The sequence below is a fragment of the Marinobacter sp. CHS3-4 genome (genome assembly GCF_030053415.1).
Taxonomy (GTDB): domain Bacteria; phylum Pseudomonadota; class Gammaproteobacteria; order Pseudomonadales; family Oleiphilaceae; genus Marinobacter.
The window spans coordinates 99,700-118,165 of the sequence record NZ_JASGBJ010000003.1 but is presented as its reverse complement, the minus strand read 5'-3'; the positions used below and the strand labels follow the sequence as shown (position 1 = coordinate 118,165).

The 18,466-nt window shown below is 58.2% G+C and carries 18 protein-coding genes; 14 read left to right on the top strand and 4 right to left on the bottom strand.

The window, feature by feature from the left end; translation table 11 throughout:
* The first annotated feature begins 8 nt into the window (after positions 1-8).
* Positions 9-404 (top strand): hypothetical protein, encoded by a 396-nt coding sequence (locus QLQ17_RS14215; RefSeq protein WP_283210271.1) that lies wholly within the window; start codon positions 9-11, stop codon positions 402-404.
* 50 nt (positions 405-454) lie between these two features.
* Positions 455-1,201, top strand: coding sequence for an SDR family oxidoreductase (locus QLQ17_RS14210; protein ID WP_283210270.1), 747 nt, complete (start codon positions 455-457; stop codon positions 1,199-1,201).
* 39 nt (positions 1,202-1,240) lie between these two features.
* Here the strand turns inward: QLQ17_RS14210 and QLQ17_RS14205 are convergent, their stop codons facing one another.
* Positions 1,241-2,794 carry a methyl-accepting chemotaxis protein gene (locus QLQ17_RS14205; protein ID WP_283210269.1) on the bottom strand — a complete coding sequence of 518 codons (1,554 nt, stop codon included), beginning with the start codon at positions 2,792-2,794 and terminating at the stop codon, positions 1,241-1,243.
* A 179-nt stretch (positions 2,795-2,973) separates the two neighbouring features.
* On the opposite strand from QLQ17_RS14205, the gene QLQ17_RS14200 reads away from it, so the two are divergent.
* The 5 genes from QLQ17_RS14200 (at position 2,974) to QLQ17_RS14180 (ending at position 7,881) form a co-directional block, all read left to right on the top strand.
* Positions 2,974-4,320, top strand: coding sequence for an ethanolamine ammonia-lyase subunit EutB (locus tag QLQ17_RS14200; RefSeq protein WP_502867393.1), 1,347 nt, complete (start codon positions 2,974-2,976; stop codon positions 4,318-4,320).
* The gene (gene eutC / locus QLQ17_RS14195) at positions 4,313-5,167 is read left to right on the top strand and encodes an ethanolamine ammonia-lyase subunit EutC (protein WP_283210267.1); all 855 of its coding nucleotides are present in this window, start codon (positions 4,313-4,315) and stop codon (positions 5,165-5,167) included. The genes QLQ17_RS14200 and eutC overlap by 8 nt, the downstream gene beginning before the upstream one ends.
* 116 nt (positions 5,168-5,283) lie before the next feature.
* Positions 5,284-6,414, top strand: a complete 1,131-nt coding sequence (locus tag QLQ17_RS14190) for a zinc-dependent alcohol dehydrogenase family protein (protein ID WP_283210266.1) — start codon at positions 5,284-5,286, stop codon at positions 6,412-6,414.
* A gap of 38 nt (positions 6,415-6,452) precedes the next feature.
* Positions 6,453-6,869, top strand: a complete 417-nt coding sequence (locus QLQ17_RS14185) for an acyl-CoA thioesterase (RefSeq protein WP_283210265.1) — start codon at positions 6,453-6,455, stop codon at positions 6,867-6,869.
* Positions 6,870-7,086: 217 nt separating this feature from the next.
* Entirely contained in the window at positions 7,087-7,881 is a 795-nt protein-coding gene (locus QLQ17_RS14180; protein WP_283210264.1) for a CLCA_X family protein, read from the top strand.
* A gap of 24 nt (positions 7,882-7,905) precedes the next feature.
* Here the strand turns inward: QLQ17_RS14180 and QLQ17_RS14175 are convergent, their stop codons facing one another.
* Genes QLQ17_RS14175 through QLQ17_RS14165 form a run of 3 tightly spaced genes read right to left on the bottom strand, consistent with a single transcriptional unit; the run spans position 7,906 to position 10,321 of the window.
* Positions 7,906-8,586, bottom strand: a complete 681-nt coding sequence (locus tag QLQ17_RS14175; RefSeq protein WP_283210263.1) for an NAD(P)H-binding protein — start codon at positions 8,584-8,586, stop codon at positions 7,906-7,908.
* Positions 8,583-9,440, bottom strand: coding sequence for an Nmad3 family putative nucleotide modification protein (locus QLQ17_RS14170; RefSeq protein ID WP_283210262.1), 858 nt, complete (start codon positions 9,438-9,440; stop codon positions 8,583-8,585). The genes QLQ17_RS14175 and QLQ17_RS14170 overlap by 4 nt, the downstream gene beginning before the upstream one ends.
* Positions 9,437-10,321 (bottom strand): chemotaxis protein, encoded by an 885-nt coding sequence (locus QLQ17_RS14165; RefSeq protein ID WP_283210261.1) that lies wholly within the window; start codon positions 10,319-10,321, stop codon positions 9,437-9,439. The genes QLQ17_RS14170 and QLQ17_RS14165 overlap by 4 nt, the downstream gene beginning before the upstream one ends.
* Before the next feature lie 197 nt (positions 10,322-10,518).
* On the opposite strand from QLQ17_RS14165, the gene QLQ17_RS14160 reads away from it, so the two are divergent.
* From QLQ17_RS14160 to QLQ17_RS14130, 7 genes are all read left to right on the top strand, one after another.
* A complete protein-coding gene (locus QLQ17_RS14160; protein WP_283210260.1) occupies positions 10,519-10,932 on the top strand; it encodes a DUF4864 domain-containing protein in 414 nt (137 codons plus the stop codon).
* Positions 10,933-11,063: 131 nt separating this feature from the next.
* The gene (locus tag QLQ17_RS14155) at positions 11,064-11,474 is read left to right on the top strand and encodes a MerR family transcriptional regulator (protein WP_283210259.1); all 411 of its coding nucleotides are present in this window, start codon (positions 11,064-11,066) and stop codon (positions 11,472-11,474) included.
* Positions 11,471-12,637 carry an isovaleryl-CoA dehydrogenase gene (locus QLQ17_RS14150; protein ID WP_283210258.1) on the top strand — a complete coding sequence of 389 codons (1,167 nt, stop codon included), beginning with the start codon at positions 11,471-11,473 and terminating at the stop codon, positions 12,635-12,637. Before QLQ17_RS14155 ends, QLQ17_RS14150 begins: the two co-directional genes overlap by 4 nt.
* 318 nt (positions 12,638-12,955) lie before the next feature.
* A complete protein-coding gene (locus QLQ17_RS14145; protein ID WP_283210257.1) occupies positions 12,956-14,563 on the top strand; it encodes a carboxyl transferase domain-containing protein in 1,608 nt (535 codons plus the stop codon).
* Between the two features lie 14 nt (positions 14,564-14,577).
* Positions 14,578-15,387 (top strand): enoyl-CoA hydratase/isomerase family protein, encoded by an 810-nt coding sequence (locus QLQ17_RS14140; protein WP_283210256.1) that lies wholly within the window; start codon positions 14,578-14,580, stop codon positions 15,385-15,387.
* Positions 15,387-17,378: an acetyl/propionyl/methylcrotonyl-CoA carboxylase subunit alpha gene (locus QLQ17_RS14135; protein ID WP_283210255.1), complete on the top strand. Its 1,992-nt coding sequence runs from the start codon at positions 15,387-15,389 to the stop codon at positions 17,376-17,378. The genes QLQ17_RS14140 and QLQ17_RS14135 overlap by 1 nt, the downstream gene beginning before the upstream one ends.
* Positions 17,375-18,274, top strand: a complete 900-nt coding sequence (locus QLQ17_RS14130) for a hydroxymethylglutaryl-CoA lyase (protein WP_283210254.1) — start codon at positions 17,375-17,377, stop codon at positions 18,272-18,274. The genes QLQ17_RS14135 and QLQ17_RS14130 overlap by 4 nt, the downstream gene beginning before the upstream one ends.
* Positions 18,275-18,466 lie beyond the last annotated feature (192 nt).

Below are 18,466 nucleotides of genomic sequence, written 5' to 3'. Positions count from 1 at the left end.
CTTAACCTATGGCTTACGATCAATCTCTCAAAAAAACGCTCTATTCAGTCGGGGTAATCGTCCTTTTGCTGGCGATCTATCTATTGGCGAGCAAAACGCCCGCGGCCGAACCTGTAACCACCGTTGTTCCAACCATCTTTGCCGAAGCCCGCGGCGCAATGGACTGGAATGCGTCGAAGTGGCACCAGTTCAGGAAGGATCCGGACAATCAATGGCAACTGTCTTCTCGCGAGCAACGTTCAAGGAACGGTCGCGGCCCCCATGAATGGTTGCCAAGATTCGATCAATGCCTGTACATCAGCCGCTTTGTCTCTACCATGAAGCGCTATGGATTAGACCAAGATCCACAAAAGATGCAACGTCTGGCCTCACAACGACAGCGCTGCTATACCCAATTTCAATAGCGACCAATCGTGCTAGGCTCAATGGTCCATTAGCAGACTAGGGCGAGTTCATGAGAAAGAACATTCTGATCACCGGTGCGAGTTCCGGCCTTGGTGAAGGTATGGCCCGGGAATGGGCGGCCCAGGGGTGCAATCTGGCACTCTGCGCCCGTCGGGCGGACAAACTGGAAGCACTTCAACGGGAATTGCAGCAAGCGTATCCGGGGATTCGCGTGCTGGTTCGCGAGCTGGATGTGTGCGACTACGATCAGGTATTCGAGGTGTTTCGTGGTTTCCGGGACGAACTGGGCAGCCTGGACCGGGTCGTGGTGAACGCCGGTATTGGTAGCTCTCAACCCATTGGCAGAGGGCACTTCGCCGCCAACCGTCACACCATGGAAACCAATGTCATTGGCGCCATTGCGCAAAGCGAAGCGGCGATGGAAATCTTTCGAGAGCAGAACGACGGTCACCTGGTGCTGATGTCGTCGCTGAGCGGGGTTCGTGGTTTTCGGGGCCCATTGAACGTCTACGCAGCCAGCAAAGCGGCCGTGGCCTCTCTTGCAGAAGGATTGCAGCTGGACACGAAAGGCAAACCCATCAATGTCAGCAACATCATGCCGGGCTACATCCTGACGGACATCAATCGAGGAGTAAAAAACGCGCCGTTTCGGGTGGACCTCGAGACCGGCGTCAAAGCTCTGGTAAAGGCCATTGATTCTGAAAAACGCCGAGCTTACGTGCCCTGGTGGCCATGGACGCCCATGAGTTATGTGCTTAAAGCGCTGCCATTCGGCCTGTTTGCACGAGCCATGTAAGCGCAGGGCCTAACGGTAGCCTGTTATTTCTTTACAGGCTTATTTAAAGCGCACCACCAGTTCGTGCAGCTCGCCGGCAATCCGATCCATGTTCTGCGAACTTTCAGTGGATTGCTGGCCTTTGTCCAGATTGTCTGACGCCAGGGTAGATATCTGTTCGACCTGCTGGTTGATCTGCTCGGCCACCTGAGACTGCTCCTCAACAGACGCAGCCATCTGGGTCGCCATCTCGGCAATCACACCCACAGATTCATTGATCTGGGACAGGGTCTGTTCGACTTCCAACATTTTTTCGAGGCCCTGATCGGCCGCATCGTTACCTTGATTGGCGACATTGACCGAGCTTTCTGAGCGGGATGTCAGTGTGTCAATAATCCCATGGATTTCCTTGGTCGAATCCTGAGTACGCCGGGCCAGGTTACGGACCTCATCGGCAACCACCGCAAACCCCCGCCCATGTTCCCCCGCCCTGGCTGCTTCTATCGCCGCATTCAACGCCAGTAGATTGGTTTGTTCGGCAATTTCTTCGATGATCTTGGCAGCGCCAGCAATTTTCTGGGTTTCCGCGGCCAGTTCCTGAACCGACTCGCTGATGCCTTGAACAGTCGACTTCAGGTTTTCGATGGTCTGACGGGCTTCGGCGACGACGGTTGATCCCTGATCGGCGAATTCTCGTGCGCCGTCAGCCTTGCCAGCGGTTTCCTGGACATTGCCAGACACCTCGGCAATGGTTTGCGACATTTCATGCACGGCCGCAGCCACCTGTTCAGTTTCGCCCTGCTGCTGACGAAGGGTTTCCTGGGTCTCATAATTCAACTCAAGACCCTGCATGGCATTCACTTTGACCTGTCCGGCGGAATCTTCCAGTCGCGTTAACACTGTATCCAGATGGCGCTGTTGCGCCATCGCCGCTACTTTGATTCGGCCCAACACCAGGTCATCGTCGGTGTAGCTCCGTGCCGCCAGGTTGTCGGTAAAGGTTTTACCCATCTGCTGGGTGATGGAGCTCAGCAAATGGCGCTTCGATAGGTGCATCCACACCGCATAGCCGATGACACCCAGCGACAAAACGCCTTCGGACAACACCTTTTGCCCCATCCAGAACAATGCGCCGGTCACCACAAACACCAGGGCCAGAAACACCGTGCTCATGGAAATCCGCTTCCAGATCGGAAGGCCACTCTTTCCTGCCCGAATCTTGGCGTACAGCTTGTCGGCGCGCTCCACATCAGTGCGATCTGGGCAGGCACGCACCGATTCATACCCCATCACCTCGCCTTTTTCCGTCACCGGGGTGATGTAAGCACTGACCCAATAGTAGTCGCCGTTCTTACATCGATTCTTGACCATGCCCATCCAGGGCTTACCCGCTTTCAGATAGGACCACATGTTCTCGTAGGCCTCTGGCGGCATGTCTGGATGTCGCACGATGTTGTGGGGCTGGCCAATGAGCTCGTCTCGGCTATATCCGCTGACTTCAACAAAGGCATCGTTGCAATGCTGGATTTTGCCTTTGAGATCCGTCGCTGAAATCAGTTTCTGTGAGGCGGGAAATTTGCGCTCGGTGTTTGTTACTGGGAGGTTTTTGCGCATGGCTATCATCCTTAATGACGCTTAAGCACGGATCCGGACTGGCAGTATAGTAGACGGCACGAATCCGGCATGCTTAAACCACGTTATCTAAACGATTAGTGAGGAACTTTACCGTGGGCCATGGATATTCCTATCTACTTAACGGTCACGTTTGGCGTTTTCTATCACTGGCCGAACTGATGGCAAAAGCGTCGCCCGCACGATCCGGTGATCGCCTGGCAGGGGTAATGGCCGAATCGGCCGAGGAGCGCGTAGTGGCGCAGATGCGGCTGGCGGAGGTGCCCCTCAAAGCCTTTTTATCCGAAGCACTGATCCCCTATGAGGCCGATGAAGTAACAAGGCTGATTCTGGACAGCCACGACGCCCAGGCGTTTCAGCCCATCGCCCACCTCACCGTCGGCGATTTCCGGAATTGGCTGTTGAGCGACGAGGCCACACCGGAGCTGCTCGAAGCCGTCTCACCCGGTTTGACCCCGGAAATGGTGGCGGCGGTGAGCAAACTCATGCGCAATCAGGACCTGATTCTAGTGGCCCGCAAACGCCGAGTTACTACCGCCTTCCGAAATACGATTGGTCTGCCCGGGCATTTCTCCACCCGACTTCAACCCAACCACCCGACCGACGACCTGACCGGCATCGCGTCCAGCATTCTGGACGGCCTACTGTATGGCAGCGGCGATGCGGTCATTGGCATCAACCCCGCCACCGACAACGTGGCGCAAACCAAGAAGCTGCTGCACATGGTGGACGCGATCATCCGCGAGTACGACATCCCCACCCAGTCCTGTGTGCTGACCCACGTCACCAACACCCTGGAAGCCATCGAACAGGGGGCGCCGGTCGATCTGGTGTTTCAATCCATTGGCGGCACCGAGGCGACAAACCGCAGCTTCGGTTTTGATTTGAAAACCCTGGCCGAAGCCCAGAGCGCGGCGCTGTCGCTGAATCGGGGCACCGTGGGCAACAACGTGATGTATTTCGAGACTGGCCAGGGCAGCTCGCTGTCCGCCGATGCCCATCACGGCCTGGATCAGCAAACCTGCGAGGCCCGAGCCTATGGCGTTGCGCGGCACTTCAATCCGTTATTGGTAAATACCGTGGTCGGCTTTATCGGGCCGGAATACCTGTTTGACGGCAAGGAGATTACCCGGGCGGGGCTGGAAGACCATTTCTGCGGCAAATTGCTGGGCGTCCCCATGGGTTGCGACATCTGCTACACCAACCACGCCGAAGCAGACCAGAACGACATGGACAACCTGCTGACCCTGCTCGGCGTGGCGGGCTGTAATTTCATCATGGGCATTCCCGGCTCCGACGACATCATGCTGAATTACCAGACCACGTCTTTTCATGACGCGCTCTACCTGCGCCGGGCACTGAACCTGTTGCCGGCACCAGAATTCGCCGACTGGCTGGAGCGCATGCAAATTTTCGACAACGTCGCCGAGCATCGACTGGCCAACGCCTTGCCACCCGGCTTTCATGAACCACTGCGCCGCATTGGTCGGGAGAACTCCCATGAGTAAACACGACAAACCCGCAGTGGTCGCCAATCCGTGGCGAACGCTCGGCCAGTTCACTGACGCACGGATCGGGCTGGGCCGCGCCGGTGTCAGCCTGCCCACGTCGAAGCTGTTAGAGTTTCAACTGGCCCATGCGCGCGCACGGGACGCCGTTCATTTTCCGTTGCAGGTTGATCGTCTGATTAATGATCTTGGGCAGGAGCCAGCTATCGCGGCCCTGGGCCAACCGATCTGTTTACAGAGCCGTGCAGCAGATCGCCTGACCTATCTTCAGCGACCCGACCTCGGGAGGCAGCTCTGCCCATCGTCACAGTCGGATCTGGCGCAGAATTCCGCTGATGGACAGCCAGCTGACCTGTCCATCGCCCTGGTGGACGGTCTGTCGCCAACGGCGGTTCAGCAACATGCGGCGCCCTTTTTGGCAACACTGTTACCGGTTCTTCGGGATGCCACGACATTGAAACACTGGCGGCTGGCCCCGCTCGCTCTGGTCGAGCAGGGCCGCGTTGCCATCGGCGATGAAATCGGGGCAAGCCTGAACGCCCGTGTGATGGTTGTCATTATTGGTGAGCGGCCGGGGCTCAGCGCACCCGACAGCCTGGGCGTCTACCTCACGTATGAGCCAAAGGTCGGGAAACACGACGCGCAACGCAATTGCCTGTCCAACATCCGGCCACGAGGTCTGGATTTCCATCAGGCGAGTCAGAAACTGGCGTATCTGTTGAGCGAGGCCGACCAAATGGCTACGTCCGGCGTTGCGCTGAAAGACCGCACGGAAACGGCGGATGCTCTCGATACCCATCATAACGCGAGCGCCAAACACACCAATTTTCTTGTGCCCGGATCGTAAAGGCCTGAATAGCCGGGGTGAGTGACGTCGCCCAGCCTTCCGTTAAATCCGTAAAGTGGGTAACGTGAAGGTCAGACAAAAACAACAACCGGATCGATCGGACAGAGACGCCCGTTATGAAAATTCGAGCAGCCGTGCTTCAAACCATTGGCGCTGAGCGCCCCTATCAGGACACGCATCCACTCACCATCGAAACTCTGGAACTGGACCCACCCAGTGACAACGAAGTTCTGGTGCAGATAAAAGCCGCAGGCCTCTGCCATTCGGATCTGTCCGTGATCGATGGCAATCGCCCGCGGCCAGTCCCTATGGCTCTCGGCCACGAAGCCGCTGGCGTTGTGAAAGCCGTGGGCAATGGCGTGCGGGATCTGAGCCCTGGCGATCATGTGGTCACCGTGTTCGTGCCCAGTTGTGGTCACTGTGCGCCCTGTGCCGAGGGTCGGCCAGCGCTGTGTGAGCCCGCCGCTGCCACCAACAACGCCGGCACGCTCGTCAGTGGCGGGCATCGGCTGCACCGGCCCGACGGCACGCCGGTCAATCATCATCTGGGCGTGTCTGCCTTTGCCGACCATGCGGTGGTCTCCCGGGATTCGCTGGTTAGAGTCGACCCGGAACTGCCGTTTCACCACGCCGCGCTCTTCGGCTGTGCGGTGTTGACGGGCGTGGGCGCTGCCATCAATTCTGCGGACGTAAAGCCCGGTCAAACGGTGGCTGTGATCGGATTGGGCGGGGTCGGTTTGAACAGTGTGCTCGGGGCATTGGTGGCTGGCGCCGGCCAGGTGATTGCACTGGACCTGGACGAAGGCAAACTCGCCACCGCCAGATCCCTGGGAGCCAGTGAGGCACTCAATGCCGGGGGCGAGGACGTTGTGGCAAAGGTCAAGGCACTGACGAACGGTGGCGTGGACTGTGCCATAGAAATGGCCGGCTCGGAAAAGGCCCTGGAACTGGCGTATCAAATCACTCGACGCGGCGGCACTACCGTCACCGGCGGCCTTGCCCATCCCGAACGCAAAGTATCCATCCAGCAGGTTAGCCTGGTGGCAGAGGAGCGCACCCTCAAAGGCAGCTACGTGGGCAGCTGTGTGCCGGTGAGGGACGTGGCCCGCTACGTCAGCCTGTTCCGTCAGGGCAAATTGCCGGTGGACAAGCTACTCAGCGACACGCTGACGCTCGACGACATCAATGAGGGCTTTGAAAAACTGGCTGCTGGCAAAGCCATCCGGCAGGTCATTCTGTTTGACTGACGGCTGGCATCTAACAGAGCAATGAAAGGAACCACGAGTTGAACCGATCAGACTTCCGCGTCTTTTATCCCATTACCACGCGCTGGATGGACAACGACATCTACGGTCACGTGAACAACGTGACCTACTTTTCCTACTTCGATACGGCCATCAATCGCTACCTGATCGAGGAAGGCGGGCTGGACATTCACAACGCGCCCATTGTGGGGTTCATGGTCAACTCGAACTGCCAATACCATGCCCCTATCGCCTACCCGGAGGCCATTGAAGCGGGTTTACGCGTGGTGAAAGTGGGCACCAAATCGGTGACTTACGAAGTCGCGATTTTCAAGCAGGGTGCTCAGGAAGCGGCGGCCAACGGCCAGATGGTGCATGTATTCGTGGAGCGGGCGTCCAACACCTCACAGCCGATCCCGGAACCGATCCGCAAGGCGCTGGACGCCATCGCCGTGTGAGCATCAGGTCATTCGAACCATGACGCCGGCAGTCACTGGCATGTGATAGACGGCAATGTCCGCGAGATGATGACGTTTTCAATTCAGGTGACGCGTGTATTCACTTTAGTGCAATTCAGAGAGAAACGGCGGGCCAGACATTTTTATAAAAACTGTACATTTATACAGTTTTTGGCCACACTGTTCAGGCAGGACTCGCGGAACACGGTGACGGCGTATGACGACTCCCCAAAAAGCCAGCTTCGTAACCATACGGCGGCAGTTTGAATTTCGGACCATCGAGATTGGCCGCTGGGTTACCGAAGCGGAGAAAGACCGTGCCGCGTTGAAGTTTCACCAGGCCCTGTGCGACCTGATGGACGTGCTCGGCGGTCCGGAATCGCTGGTTTCCCTGCGCCAGACTCTGGGTCTGCAGTACGGCATCGGGGGCCGTCCCGGCGTCGCGGCCCACTACATTCCAGCCACTCGACAGCTTGCTTTGGCCAAAAACGCGGGCGCTGGCAGCCTCGCACATGAGTGGTTTCACGCCTTCGATCATTACATGGGCAGCCGCATGTTCCAGAAGCCCTCGAAGGGCCTGTTCGCGTCTACAGGTTGGCTGGACAGCGTGCCGCTCAAATCCCATCCGCTGAACGGGCTGCTGGCCGACTGTTTCAAAGCCGTGATGCTGAACCCGAGCGGCACCGAGCCCAGCGAGCTGTTCCATAAATCCCGCCAGGCCGATCAGGCGATGGGCGTGCTCTACTACGCACGCCCTGAAGAGATGTGCGCCCGCGCCTTCGAAGCGTTTGTGGAAGATGCCCGACCGATGAGCAGCTTCCTGGTGCGTGGCAGCCGACATTCCGAAGAAGCGAAAACTGGACTTTACCCCCAGGGCGATCAGCGCACCCGAATCAACCAGGTATTTGAACGCTACTTCAACACGCTAGGAAGGGCTCTGCACCGGGAAGCATCGGATTCTTCGACAGACAGGTCTTTGACGCAAGCTCGCACGGGCTCAGGTGTTGCCTAACAGCCTGTGGATTCGGTGGTAAACCTATGACCGGCCGGCAAGTGCGGTCATTGCCTCAAACTGACGCACATGCACTTCCGGAGGCTGATTAGGCGGGCGATCGGCCAGGCTGATCAGCTCTGTCACCATAGCTTTGGCCACTGTTTGCGCCTCAATTCCCCGATACCGCTTCATCGGGCCTTGAAGCAAGCAATTAATAGCTGGCATTGCCTTGATTCCGAGGCTTTCTGCGGTTCGCTGTTCGGAACGCTCTGTCATCAGCAAGCCCGGCTGATAGATCGACAGGTACGGAAATTCCAGAGCTTTCAGGCCATCTTCCAGCTCACCTTTGACCCGGTTATAAAACACCGGCGAAGAAGATGACGCGCCGACAGCAGACATCAGAATGTAGGCTCCAACGCCCTGCTTGCGCCCAAGCTCAGCGGCTTTCAGGGGAATGCCGCAATCTATCGCGCGGAATCGCTCCTTCGAACCCGCTTTCTTGATGGTCGACCCCAGGCAGCACAGGATGGCATCCACCTGAAACAACCTTTCCTGAGCGTCCAACTGGTCGAGATCCAGTACGACCTGTTGTAGCTTTTCATTCTTGATCGACAATTCCCGTCGCAAGGGTGCCACAACCTGAGATACCACGCTGGACGCAAGCAACTCTTCAAGCACCATTCCGCCAGTCAGGCCCGAAGCGCCTAATAACATGACTTTCATTGGTCCACTCCCTCTAGCAGATTCCGTACCCAGTCCAGGGCATGCGGCTTGTGGGTTATGTCTACCACAAACTCCTGCCCACGGGCTGCACTTTTTAGATAACAGCCATCGTCTGCCGGCTTCCATCGGTCGAGATTCTGGTGATACGTCATGGCATCGGCCGTGGAGGTTGGAAAGAACCACTTTGGAAGGTACCAATCGGTCGTATTTCTGGCATTGGGCGCGGTCAGTCGATGATTGGGCGTCATAACGGGAAATGTTCCGGCACCTGGGTAATCAGCCAACGCGCCTGAATGCGATAGGCTGTCACTGGCGAGATAGAGGGTATTACCGGGGTCCGGCTCGCCATGACAATGGGGATGATAGTCAGCCCAGGGCAAATCTCCCTTCGCCAATTCATCGATGCGATGAACGGAACCGATCTGCAGCCAACCCCACAAACCATGAAACGGCCTTGATTCCTTGATGAATCGCCATCCGCCCCGGCGCTTTTCTACCGCTCGAAACAGACCGAAAAACAGAAACAGGTCGCCCGGCCCAACCCCCTGTTTTTCAAGGTGGCCCTGGGCACTGCCGGATTGTCCCAGACAGGGCCGCCAGCCTTCGGACCTGGGCAATGAATCTGGGATCACATCGGGGTCCAGGTGGGCCTTCCGCAAACCGGCCCTGGCATCGCCGTTAAGATTACGAATCAGAGTACCAAGGTTTTGACCCCGAAAGGTCACATCCCGATAGGCAATACGGGAACGACGATCGGGTATTGGCAAGGCGTAGGCCCGCCCGTCAGGAAACCAGGGACTGGGGCACCCGCCTGCCGATGAATCAAACCCTTTGCGGCTCAAAATCAGCTTCAATTACGCTCCGCACCTCGCAGAATCGCGTGCAGCAATTCCTCGGCGTCAAACTTGGTCAGCGCCTCGTCGGCCCCCACCTGGGTGGCGTAGCTGACACTCATCTCACTGTTCAGGGAGGTATGAAGAATGATGTAAGGCTGTTTCAGGCCGGATTTGTCCCGCACATTAAACGTCAGTTCATAGCCGTCCAGGCCCGGCATTTCGATGTCACTCACCAGAATATCCACCGGGTTTCCGCTGGCGTCGGCCTCCAGAAGATGATCAAGAGCATCCTGGCCATTGGTGGTTACCGCATAGGAAACGTCCTTACTGTCCAAGGCATCCGCCAATTGCTTTCGCGCGACATAGGAATCGTCGACCAGCAGAATGTTCAGGCCCTTCAACGTTTCCCGCTGCAGATCTGTCAGTGAGACTTCGGCCGGATCCACCGATTCCGGATAGACTCTCGCCAGCAGAAGCTCAACATCCAGCAACTGAACCGTACCCTCTTCCATCTGGATCAGCCCGGTAATGAATGCACGATGCCCCAGGCTGGCTGGTGGTGGCAGCACATCCTTCCATTCGGTTTCGACAATTTTGCGAACGCTTTTCACCAGAAAGCCGATCTCCTGGCGCTGGATATCGGTGACGATGATGGACGCCGATTGGCGATCCTCCTCCGGCATCGGCGCATAGCCAACCGCAGAAGCCATATCGATCACCGGCACAGTGGACCCTCGGAAATTGAGCGTGCCTATCACTGACGGGTGGCTTTTAGGCAAGCGGCTCAGGGGAGAATAAGGCATGATCTCCCGGATTTTCAGCGTGCCCAGCCCGAAAAGGCGCTGATCATTCAGATAGAACAGCAGCAGTTTCTGCGGATGCTTCTTTCCTTCAGCCATCACGTGAATCCTGTGGTGCGTGTTTGTTGGGAACTACAAGTCTGCCTTGGTTTGACCTGTTCGGGCAATCGTCTAGCCAATGCACATTTGTGTGAATCCGAGAGGTCGACCAGTGCGTAAATATTAAACAACAATTATTTGGAGGTCGGGCCATGAAAACGCTCGTGTTATTTCTCCGCTCAAACTCAGTGTCTTCAATGCTTGCGATCGCTTTTGTTTGCCTGTCGCTTGCCAGCCTCGTACTGGTGGCACCAGTTGAGGCGGGCGATGAAACCGACGACGCAATTCAGGATACCATTCTGTCTCAGATCGAAGCGTTCGCCAACGACGACAAGGATGCCGCCTGGGCATTTGCGTCGGATGGCATCAAGCGCCAGTCGGGCTCGGTCGACACCTTTTATAACATGGTGAAGCTCTCCTACCAGCCGGTCTATAAGGCTGCTTCTATCGAATTCCTGGAGCGAATACCTCACTCCGACTTCCACATTCAGGTCGTTCGTCTTAAAGGGCCACAAGGAAAACGCTGGCGTGCCATCTACAGAATGGAGAGGGACGGTAGCGAGTGGCGAATTGGCGGCGTAGCTCTGAAAGAGGCTCCGGGGACCATCTGAACGGTCTTTTTCGTATTATCGAACCACTCAAACGAAACTAATGCAGGGAAAATTCTCGGCCCTCTGCTTTACGTTTACGTAAACTGCTAATACAGTAAGTCATGGAACGACCGCGACCGGCGAAGATCACCATGTCTGACAAAAAGCAGTACACCATCAGCGAACTGGCTAAAGAGTTCGACGTGACAACCCGTAGCATTCGCTTCTACGAAGACGAAGGCCTGCTGCATCCCATGCGCCAGGGGCAGTCCCGCATCTTCAGCAGTAAAGACCGGGCACGTCTGAAGCTCATCCTGCGTGGCAAACGCATGGGCTTTTCCCTCGCCGAAACCCGCGAACTGTTCGAGCTCTGGGACGAAACCCTGACCGGCAGCGAAAAACAGCTGTTAAAAACCCTGGAAGTCGTGGAACGTCGCCGCGCCCAGCTTGCCCAACAGAAAAACGACATCGAAATGATGGAGATGGAACTGGACGCCCATGAAAGCCGATGCCAGGAAGCGCTGACAGACATACGCCACAAACAACAAAAGGCAACGACATGAAATCTCCCTATAGCGAACTCAACTTCGGCCTTGGCGAAACCCTGGACAGCCTCCGCGAACAGGTAAACCGCTTTGCTGCCGCTGAAATCGCTCCGCGCGCCGCTGAAATCGACGAATCCAATCAGTTTCCCATGGACCTGTGGCAGAAAATGGGTGATATGGGCCTGCTCGGCATCACCGTCAGCGAAGAATACGGTGGATCGGGCATGGGCTACCTGGCCCACGTGATCGCGATGGAAGAAATCAGCCGCGCCTCCGCCTCCGTCGGCCTGAGCTACGGCGCCCACTCCAACCTGTGCGTGAATCAGATCTACCGCAACGGCACCGAAGAGCAGAAGCAGAAATACCTGCCCAAGCTCATCAGTGGTGAGCATGTGGGTGCACTGGCCATGTCTGAACCCAATGCCGGATCCGACGTCATCTCCATGAAACTTTCGGCCCGCGATGAAGGCGACCACTACGTGCTCAACGGCAACAAGATGTGGATCACCAACGGCCCCGACGCCAGCACCTATGTGATCTACGCCAAGACCGACGTCCACGGCGGTTCAAAGGGCGTCACCGCGTTTATCGTGGAGCGCGATTACCCGGGCTTCAGCCGCCACCAGAAGCTGGACAAGCTCGGCATGCGCGGCTCCAACACCTGCGAACTGGTGTTCGAAGACTGCAAAGTGCCCAAGGAAAACATCCTGGGCGGCGAAGGCAACGGCGCCAAGGTGCTGATGAGCGGCCTGGATTACGAACGCCTGGTGCTATCCGGCGGCCCGCTGGGCATCATGCAGGCGGCGCTGGACATCACGGTGCCTTACATCCGCGAACGCAAACAGTTCGGCCAGGCCATCGGCGAATTCGAGCTGGTCCAGGGCAAGGTGGCGGATATGTACACCTGGATGAACACCGCCAAGAGCTACGTGTACATGGTTGCCATGTCCGCCGACCGCGGCGAAACGACCCGCAAAGACGCCGCCGGGGCGATCCTGTATTCCGCCGAAATGGCCACCAAATTGGCGCTGGATGCCATTCAGTTGCTGGGCGGCAATGGTTACATCAACGAGTACCCCACGGGGCGCCTGCTGCGTGATGCCAAGCTTTACGAGATCGGCGCCGGGACTTCCGAAATTCGGCGGATGCTTATCGGCCGTGAGTTGTACTTGAACAATTAGGCCCTCTGCCCTGGGTGGAGGCGGTCGGCCGGATGGGTCTTTCGGGAAACGCTACAAGCACGTCCGTGTGCGCTTGATCTCCGGCCATCCATGGCCTCCGACATTCCCGAAAGACCCATCCGGCCAACCGCCCGAACCTGGGCAATGACCTCCAATAAAATACGCTGAGCGGATAGCAACCAAAGCCAGACGAGGGGCAGCGGGTAAAGCGATTCGAAAATTTCGTAGGCCATGGATGGCCGAAGATAAGCGCACATGGATGTGCTCGTAGCGGTTTTCGAATCGCTTTACCCGCTGGCCCGATGCACGGAATTAGATATGACCGTACTCCAAAGCAAAGTGAACCCCAAAGAAGCCGAGTTCCAGGCCAAAAAACAGGCCATGACCGAAGCCGTCGCGGACCTGAACGACAAGATTGCCACGATTCAACAAGGCGGCGGCCCCAGTTATCAGGAACGCCACGTGGCCCGCGGCAAAATGCTCCCGCGCGAACGCATCGACTACCTGCTGGACGACGGCGCCGCGTTTCTGGAAGTCGGGCAACTCGCCGCTTACAACGTCTATGACGAAGACGTACCAGCCGCCGGCACCATCGCCGGCATCGGCCGGGTCAACGGCACTGAATGCATGATCATCGCCAACGACGCCACCGTAAAAGGCGGCAGCTACTACCCTCTGACGGTAAAGAAACACCTGCGCGCCCAGGAAATTGCCCTCAACAACCACCTGCCCTGCATCTACCTGGTGGATTCCGGCGGCGCAAACCTGCCCCGGCAGGACGAAGTGTTTCCGGACAAAGAGCACTTTGGCCGCATTTTCTACAACCAGGCCCGTATGTCCGCCGACGACATTCCCCAGATTGCGGTAGTGATGGGCCTGTGTACCGCCGGGGGCGCCTACGTGCCCGCCATGGCAGACGAATCCATCATTGTGAAGGAACAGGGCACCATCTTCCTGGCCGGACCGCCATTGGTGAAAGCAGCCACCGGGGAAGTGGTCAGCGCCGAGGACCTGGGCGGAGCCGACGTGCACTGCAAAACCTCTGGCGTGGCCGACCATTATGCTGAAAATGACGCTCACGCCCTGGACATTGCCCGCCGCTGCATCGGCAACCTGAACCGCAAAAAACCCACGCCAGTGGAAGTGCGCGAGCCCAAAGCCCCGCTTTACGACCCGGAAGAAATCTACGGCATTGTCGGCACCGACCTGCGCAAACCCTTCGATGTACGGGACGTGATTGCCCGCATGGTGGACGGTTCCGAGTTCGACGAGTTCAAACGCTACTACGGCCAGACGCTGGTGACCGGCTTTGCCCACATCCACGGTTACCCCGTGGGCATCATCGCCAACAACGGCATACTGTTCAGCGAATCCGCCCTGAAAGGCGCGCACTTTGTAGAGCTTTGCTGCCAGCGCAACATCCCATTGCTGTTCCTGCAGAACATCACGGGCTTCATGGTGGGCCAGAGGCACGAAGCCGAGGGCATCGCCAAGCATGGCGCCAAGATGGTGATGGCAGTGGCCTGCGCCAATGTGCCGAAAATCACCGTGCTGATTGGCGGTTCGTTTGGCGCGGGCAATTACGGTATGTGCGGCCGCGCCTACAGCCCGGACTTCCTGTGGATGTGGCCCAATGCCCGCATCTCCGTGATGGGCGGCGAACAGGCCGCCGGGGTACTGGCCACCGTGAAACGGGAAGGCAAAGAGCGCAAAGGCGAAGACTGGAGCGCCGAGGAAGAGGCGGAGTTCAAACAGCCGATCATCGACAAATACGAGGAGCAGGGTCACCCTTACTATGCCAGCGCCCGACTGTGGGACGACGGCATAATCGACCCGGCACAGACTCGCGAGGTAGTCGCTCTCAGCCTGTCCGCTACCCTTAACCGACCGGCCAAACCCACACGCTTCGGCGTGTTCCGGATGTAACCGAGGAGAAAAGCATGACCGATCAGACACCCGCCGTGGTTCTGAATCAGCGCACCGAGGGCGTGACCGAGGTGATCCTCAACCACCCGGAAAAGCGCAATGCCTTCGATGATTTGATCATCCGCAGGCTGATTGACGCGCTCGAGCAAGTGGCCAAAGACGACGACACCCGCGTGGTCATTATGCGTTCCGAGGGCAAGCATTTCTCCGCCGGCGCCGATCTTGCCTGGATGCGACGCATGGCCGGAAATACCCGGGACGACAACCTGGCAGACGCCCGTCAGCTGGCCAAACTGATGTCCACCCTGAACCATCTGCCCAAACCCGTGATCGGGCTGGTGCAAGGCGCCGCGTTCGGTGGTGCCGTTGGGCTGGCCGCCTGCTGCGACATCGTAATCGCCACAGAAGACGCCAAATTCTGCCTCAGCGAAGTCAAACTTGGCCTGATTCCGGCCACCATCAGCCCCTACGTGGTCAGGGCCATCGGTGAGCGCCAGGCTCGGCGGTATTTCCTGAGCGCCGAAGTGTTCAGCGCCGAGAAAGCCCTGGCACTGGGACTGATTCATGAGATTTGCGACCACACAGACAGCCTGCAAACCCGGTGTGACGAGCTGATCTCCCAGCTCATGCAAAACGGGCCAAAGGCCATCGAGGCCGCCAAGCAGCTGGTCTTTGATGTGAGTCAGCAACCACTCACCAAAGAACTCATCGACATGACGTCTCAGCGCATTGCCGACATTCGCGTCAGCGACGAGGGCCAGGAAGGCCTCGGAGCTTTTCTGGACAAGCGCCCTGCCAGGTGGGTGCCGGAGGAAGACACCTGATGTTTCGCAAGATCCTGATCGCCAACCGGGGCGAAATCGCCTGCCGCGTGATTCACACCGCTCACCGGCTTGGCATCCAGTGCGTCGCCGTCTATTCCGATGCCGACGCCAACGCTCGCCATGTGGCAATGGCCGACGAAGCAGTTCGAATCGGCCCCGCCGCCAGTTCCGACAGCTACCTGCGCATCGACACCATCATTGAGGTGGCCAAACAAACCGGCGCAGAAGCGATTCACCCCGGCTACGGCTTCCTGTCGGAGAACACCGAGTTCGCCAAGGCCTGCGACGCTAACGGCCTGGTGTTCATTGGCCCGCCCGCGTCCGCCATTGCCGCCATGGGCTCCAAATCCGCCGCCAAGGCGATCATGGAGAAAGCCGGCGTACCGCTGGTGCCCGGCTACCACGGCGACGACCAATCCCCGGACCTGCTGAAAGCCGAAGCGGAAAAATGCGGCTATCCCATTCTACTGAAAGCTGTCGCCGGCGGTGGCGGTAAAGGCATGCGGGTGGTGGAACGCCCGGAGGACTTCGACGACGCCCTGTCCGCCGCACAACGGGAAGCCAAAAACGCCTTCGGCAACCCGAACATGCTCATTGAACGCTACCTGACTCGACCCCGCCATGTGGAGATTCAGGTGTTCTGCGACCAGCAGGGCAACGGCATCTACCTGGCCGAACGGGACTGCTCCGTGCAGCGCCGTCACCAGAAAGTCATTGAAGAAGCGCCAGCGCCGGGCCTGAGCGAGGATACTCGCAAAGCCATGGGCGAAGCTGCGGTGCGCGCCGCCCAGGCCATCGACTACGTAGGCGCCGGAACGGTGGAATTCCTGTACGACGTAGACGGCTCCTTCTTCTTCATGGAAATGAACACCCGCCTGCAGGTGGAACACCCGGTTACCGAAATGATCACCGGGCAGGATCTGGTGGAATGGCAGCTACGCATAGCCCACGGCGAACCGCTTCCAATGGCCCAACAAGACCTGACAATCAACGGCCACGCGCTGGAAGTGCGGGTGTACGCGGAAGACCCGGACCACGACTTCCTGCCCGCCACCGGACACCTGCACTACCTGCGCACGCCTGCTGAAAACGACCACGTGCGCGTGGACACCGGCGTTCGGGAAGGCGACGACATCAGCATTCACTACGACCCGATGATCGCCAAGCTGATCGTGTGGGACAGCACCCGGGAACAGGCCATCAACCGGCTGGTCACGGCACTGGCGAGTTACCGCATCGCCGGAGTAAAGAACAATCTGACCTTCCTGCACGCCCTGGCGGATTCGGAGCCCTTCCGGCAGGCAGACCTGACCACCGGCTTTATCGATCAGCATCAAAACCTGCTGTTCGGCACACAGCCAGAGAACGACCCGGAAGATCTGGCCTTGGCTGCGGCGTATGTGATCACTCACCGACAGCCACCGAGGGACAGCGCCGACCCCTGGTCCCCGTTTGCCACCCTGCGCCAGTGGCGCCTGAACGGTGAGTTCGCGGAACCGCTGCTGCTGAAAACAGGAGAGACCGTGCATGAACTGAAGGTGCAGGTGCACAAAGACGGCCTGCGCATTCACAACGGCGACCGGCAGGACCACCTGCAGGCCACCCTCACCGACGACCGGCTGGACGTCACCCTGAACGGCCACCGCCAGAGCCTGTACGGACACCTGAACGGCGACGAACTGACCCTGTTCCGCCATGGCCGAACCTTCCGCTGCACCGTGTTCAAGGAACGCTTCGGGCTGGAAGACGCAGGCCACGAAGGCAGCCTGGAAGCGCCCATGAACGGCGCCGTGATTGCCGTGCAGGCCAAAAAGGGCGACACCGTGACCGCCGGGCAAACCCTGGTGATCATGGAAGCCATGAAAATGGAACACGCCATCAAAGCCCCCGCCAACGGCGTGGTCACCGACGTGTTCTACAGCGAAGGCGACCAGGTGGCCGAAGGCGCGGAACTGATTGCCATCGACGTGACCGAGGAGGCCAGCGCATGAGCTTTCCCAGCCGAGTACGAATTGCGGAAATGAGCCCCCGGGACGGCCTGCAAAACGAACCCGGCCCGGTGATCGCCACCGACCTGAAAATCGGCCTGATCGAACGACTGGCCGACTGCGGCCTGACCCACATCGAAGCCGCCAGCTTTGTGTCCCCCAGATGGGTGCCACAAATGGGCGACGCCGCTGAGGTGATGGCGGGCATTCACCGCAAACCCGGCGTGCGCTACACCGCCCTGACCCCCAACCTGAAAGGCTTCGAAAACGCCCTGGCCGCCGGGGTGGACGAAGTCGCCGTTTTCGGCGCCGCCTCCGAAACCTTCAGCCAGAAAAACATCAACTGCTCCATCGCCGAAAGCCTCCACCGCTTCGCCCCCGTGATGGACGCCGCCAAACAACACAACATCCCCGTGCGCGGCTACGTGTCCACCGTGCTCGGCTGCCCCTACGAAGGCGACATTGCGCCTGAACAAGTCGCAAAAGTCGTCCAAGCCCTGCACGACATGGGCTGCTATGAAATCTCGCTGGGCGATACGATTGGCGTGGGCACGCCCCTGAAAGCCAAACGCATGCTGGAGGCCGTGGCCCATCACGTACCGATCAGCAAACTGGCGGCTCATTTCCACGATACCTATGGACAGGCGCTGGCTAACTTATATGCCGTGTTGGAAGAAGGCATTGCGGTGATTGATGCGTCGGTGTCTGGGCTTGGGGGGTGTCCCTATGCCAAGGGTGCGTCTGGCAATGTGGCGACGGAAGATGTGGTTTATTTGTTGGAAGGGTTGGGGATTGGGAATGGTGTGGATCTGCAAAAGCTGGTGGCTACTGGAGAGTGGATTAGTGAGCAACTAAGGCGGAAGAATGGGTCCAAGGTTGGGCAGGCGATTGCAGTATAAAAGCCTCCCATTCCTATGAATATAGTCGAACCTCCTAGGATTCAAACCTCATCTAGCGATGATCGATCAAGAACCATATATACGTGATTAATTCCGTGCAGTATGGATTGTTGTGGTCTAGGCTGACACTTAGTCAATCTTTATGATTCCTCGAGTTATGGAAAATTATATACCTTTATAGTTCCTCAATCG

Bases quoted from the DNA above. Each gene is read 5' to 3' on its own strand.
- QLQ17_RS14215 (WP_283210271.1), top strand. From the start codon at position 9: ATGGCTTACGATCAATCTCTCAAAAAAACGCTCTATTCAGTCGGGGTA.
- QLQ17_RS14200 (WP_502867393.1), top strand. From the start codon at position 2,974: ATGGCAAAAGCGTCGCCCGCACGATCCGGTGATCGCCTGGCAGGGGTA.
- QLQ17_RS14165 (WP_283210261.1), bottom strand. From the start codon at position 10,321: ATGGCTGAAGGAAAGAAGCATCCGCAGAAACTGCTGCTGTTCTATCTG.
- QLQ17_RS14135 (WP_283210255.1), top strand. From the start codon at position 15,387: ATGTTTCGCAAGATCCTGATCGCCAACCGGGGCGAAATCGCCTGCCGC.
- QLQ17_RS14180 (WP_283210264.1), top strand. From the start codon at position 7,087: ATGACGACTCCCCAAAAAGCCAGCTTCGTAACCATACGGCGGCAGTTT.
- QLQ17_RS14190 (WP_283210266.1), top strand. From the start codon at position 5,284: ATGAAAATTCGAGCAGCCGTGCTTCAAACCATTGGCGCTGAGCGCCCC.
- QLQ17_RS14145 (WP_283210257.1), top strand. From the start codon at position 12,956: ATGACCGTACTCCAAAGCAAAGTGAACCCCAAAGAAGCCGAGTTCCAG.
- QLQ17_RS14160 (WP_283210260.1), top strand. From the start codon at position 10,519: ATGCTTGCGATCGCTTTTGTTTGCCTGTCGCTTGCCAGCCTCGTACTG.
- eutC (WP_283210267.1), top strand. From the start codon at position 4,313: ATGAGTAAACACGACAAACCCGCAGTGGTCGCCAATCCGTGGCGAACG.
- QLQ17_RS14155 (WP_283210259.1), top strand. From the start codon at position 11,064: ATGTCTGACAAAAAGCAGTACACCATCAGCGAACTGGCTAAAGAGTTC.
- QLQ17_RS14175 (WP_283210263.1), bottom strand. From the start codon at position 8,586: ATGAAAGTCATGTTATTAGGCGCTTCGGGCCTGACTGGCGGAATGGTG.
- QLQ17_RS14210 (WP_283210270.1), top strand. From the start codon at position 455: ATGAGAAAGAACATTCTGATCACCGGTGCGAGTTCCGGCCTTGGTGAA.
- QLQ17_RS14130 (WP_283210254.1), top strand. From the start codon at position 17,375: ATGAGCTTTCCCAGCCGAGTACGAATTGCGGAAATGAGCCCCCGGGAC.
- QLQ17_RS14140 (WP_283210256.1), top strand. From the start codon at position 14,578: ATGACCGATCAGACACCCGCCGTGGTTCTGAATCAGCGCACCGAGGGC.
- QLQ17_RS14205 (WP_283210269.1), bottom strand. From the start codon at position 2,794: ATGCGCAAAAACCTCCCAGTAACAAACACCGAGCGCAAATTTCCCGCC.
- QLQ17_RS14150 (WP_283210258.1), top strand. From the start codon at position 11,471: ATGAAATCTCCCTATAGCGAACTCAACTTCGGCCTTGGCGAAACCCTG.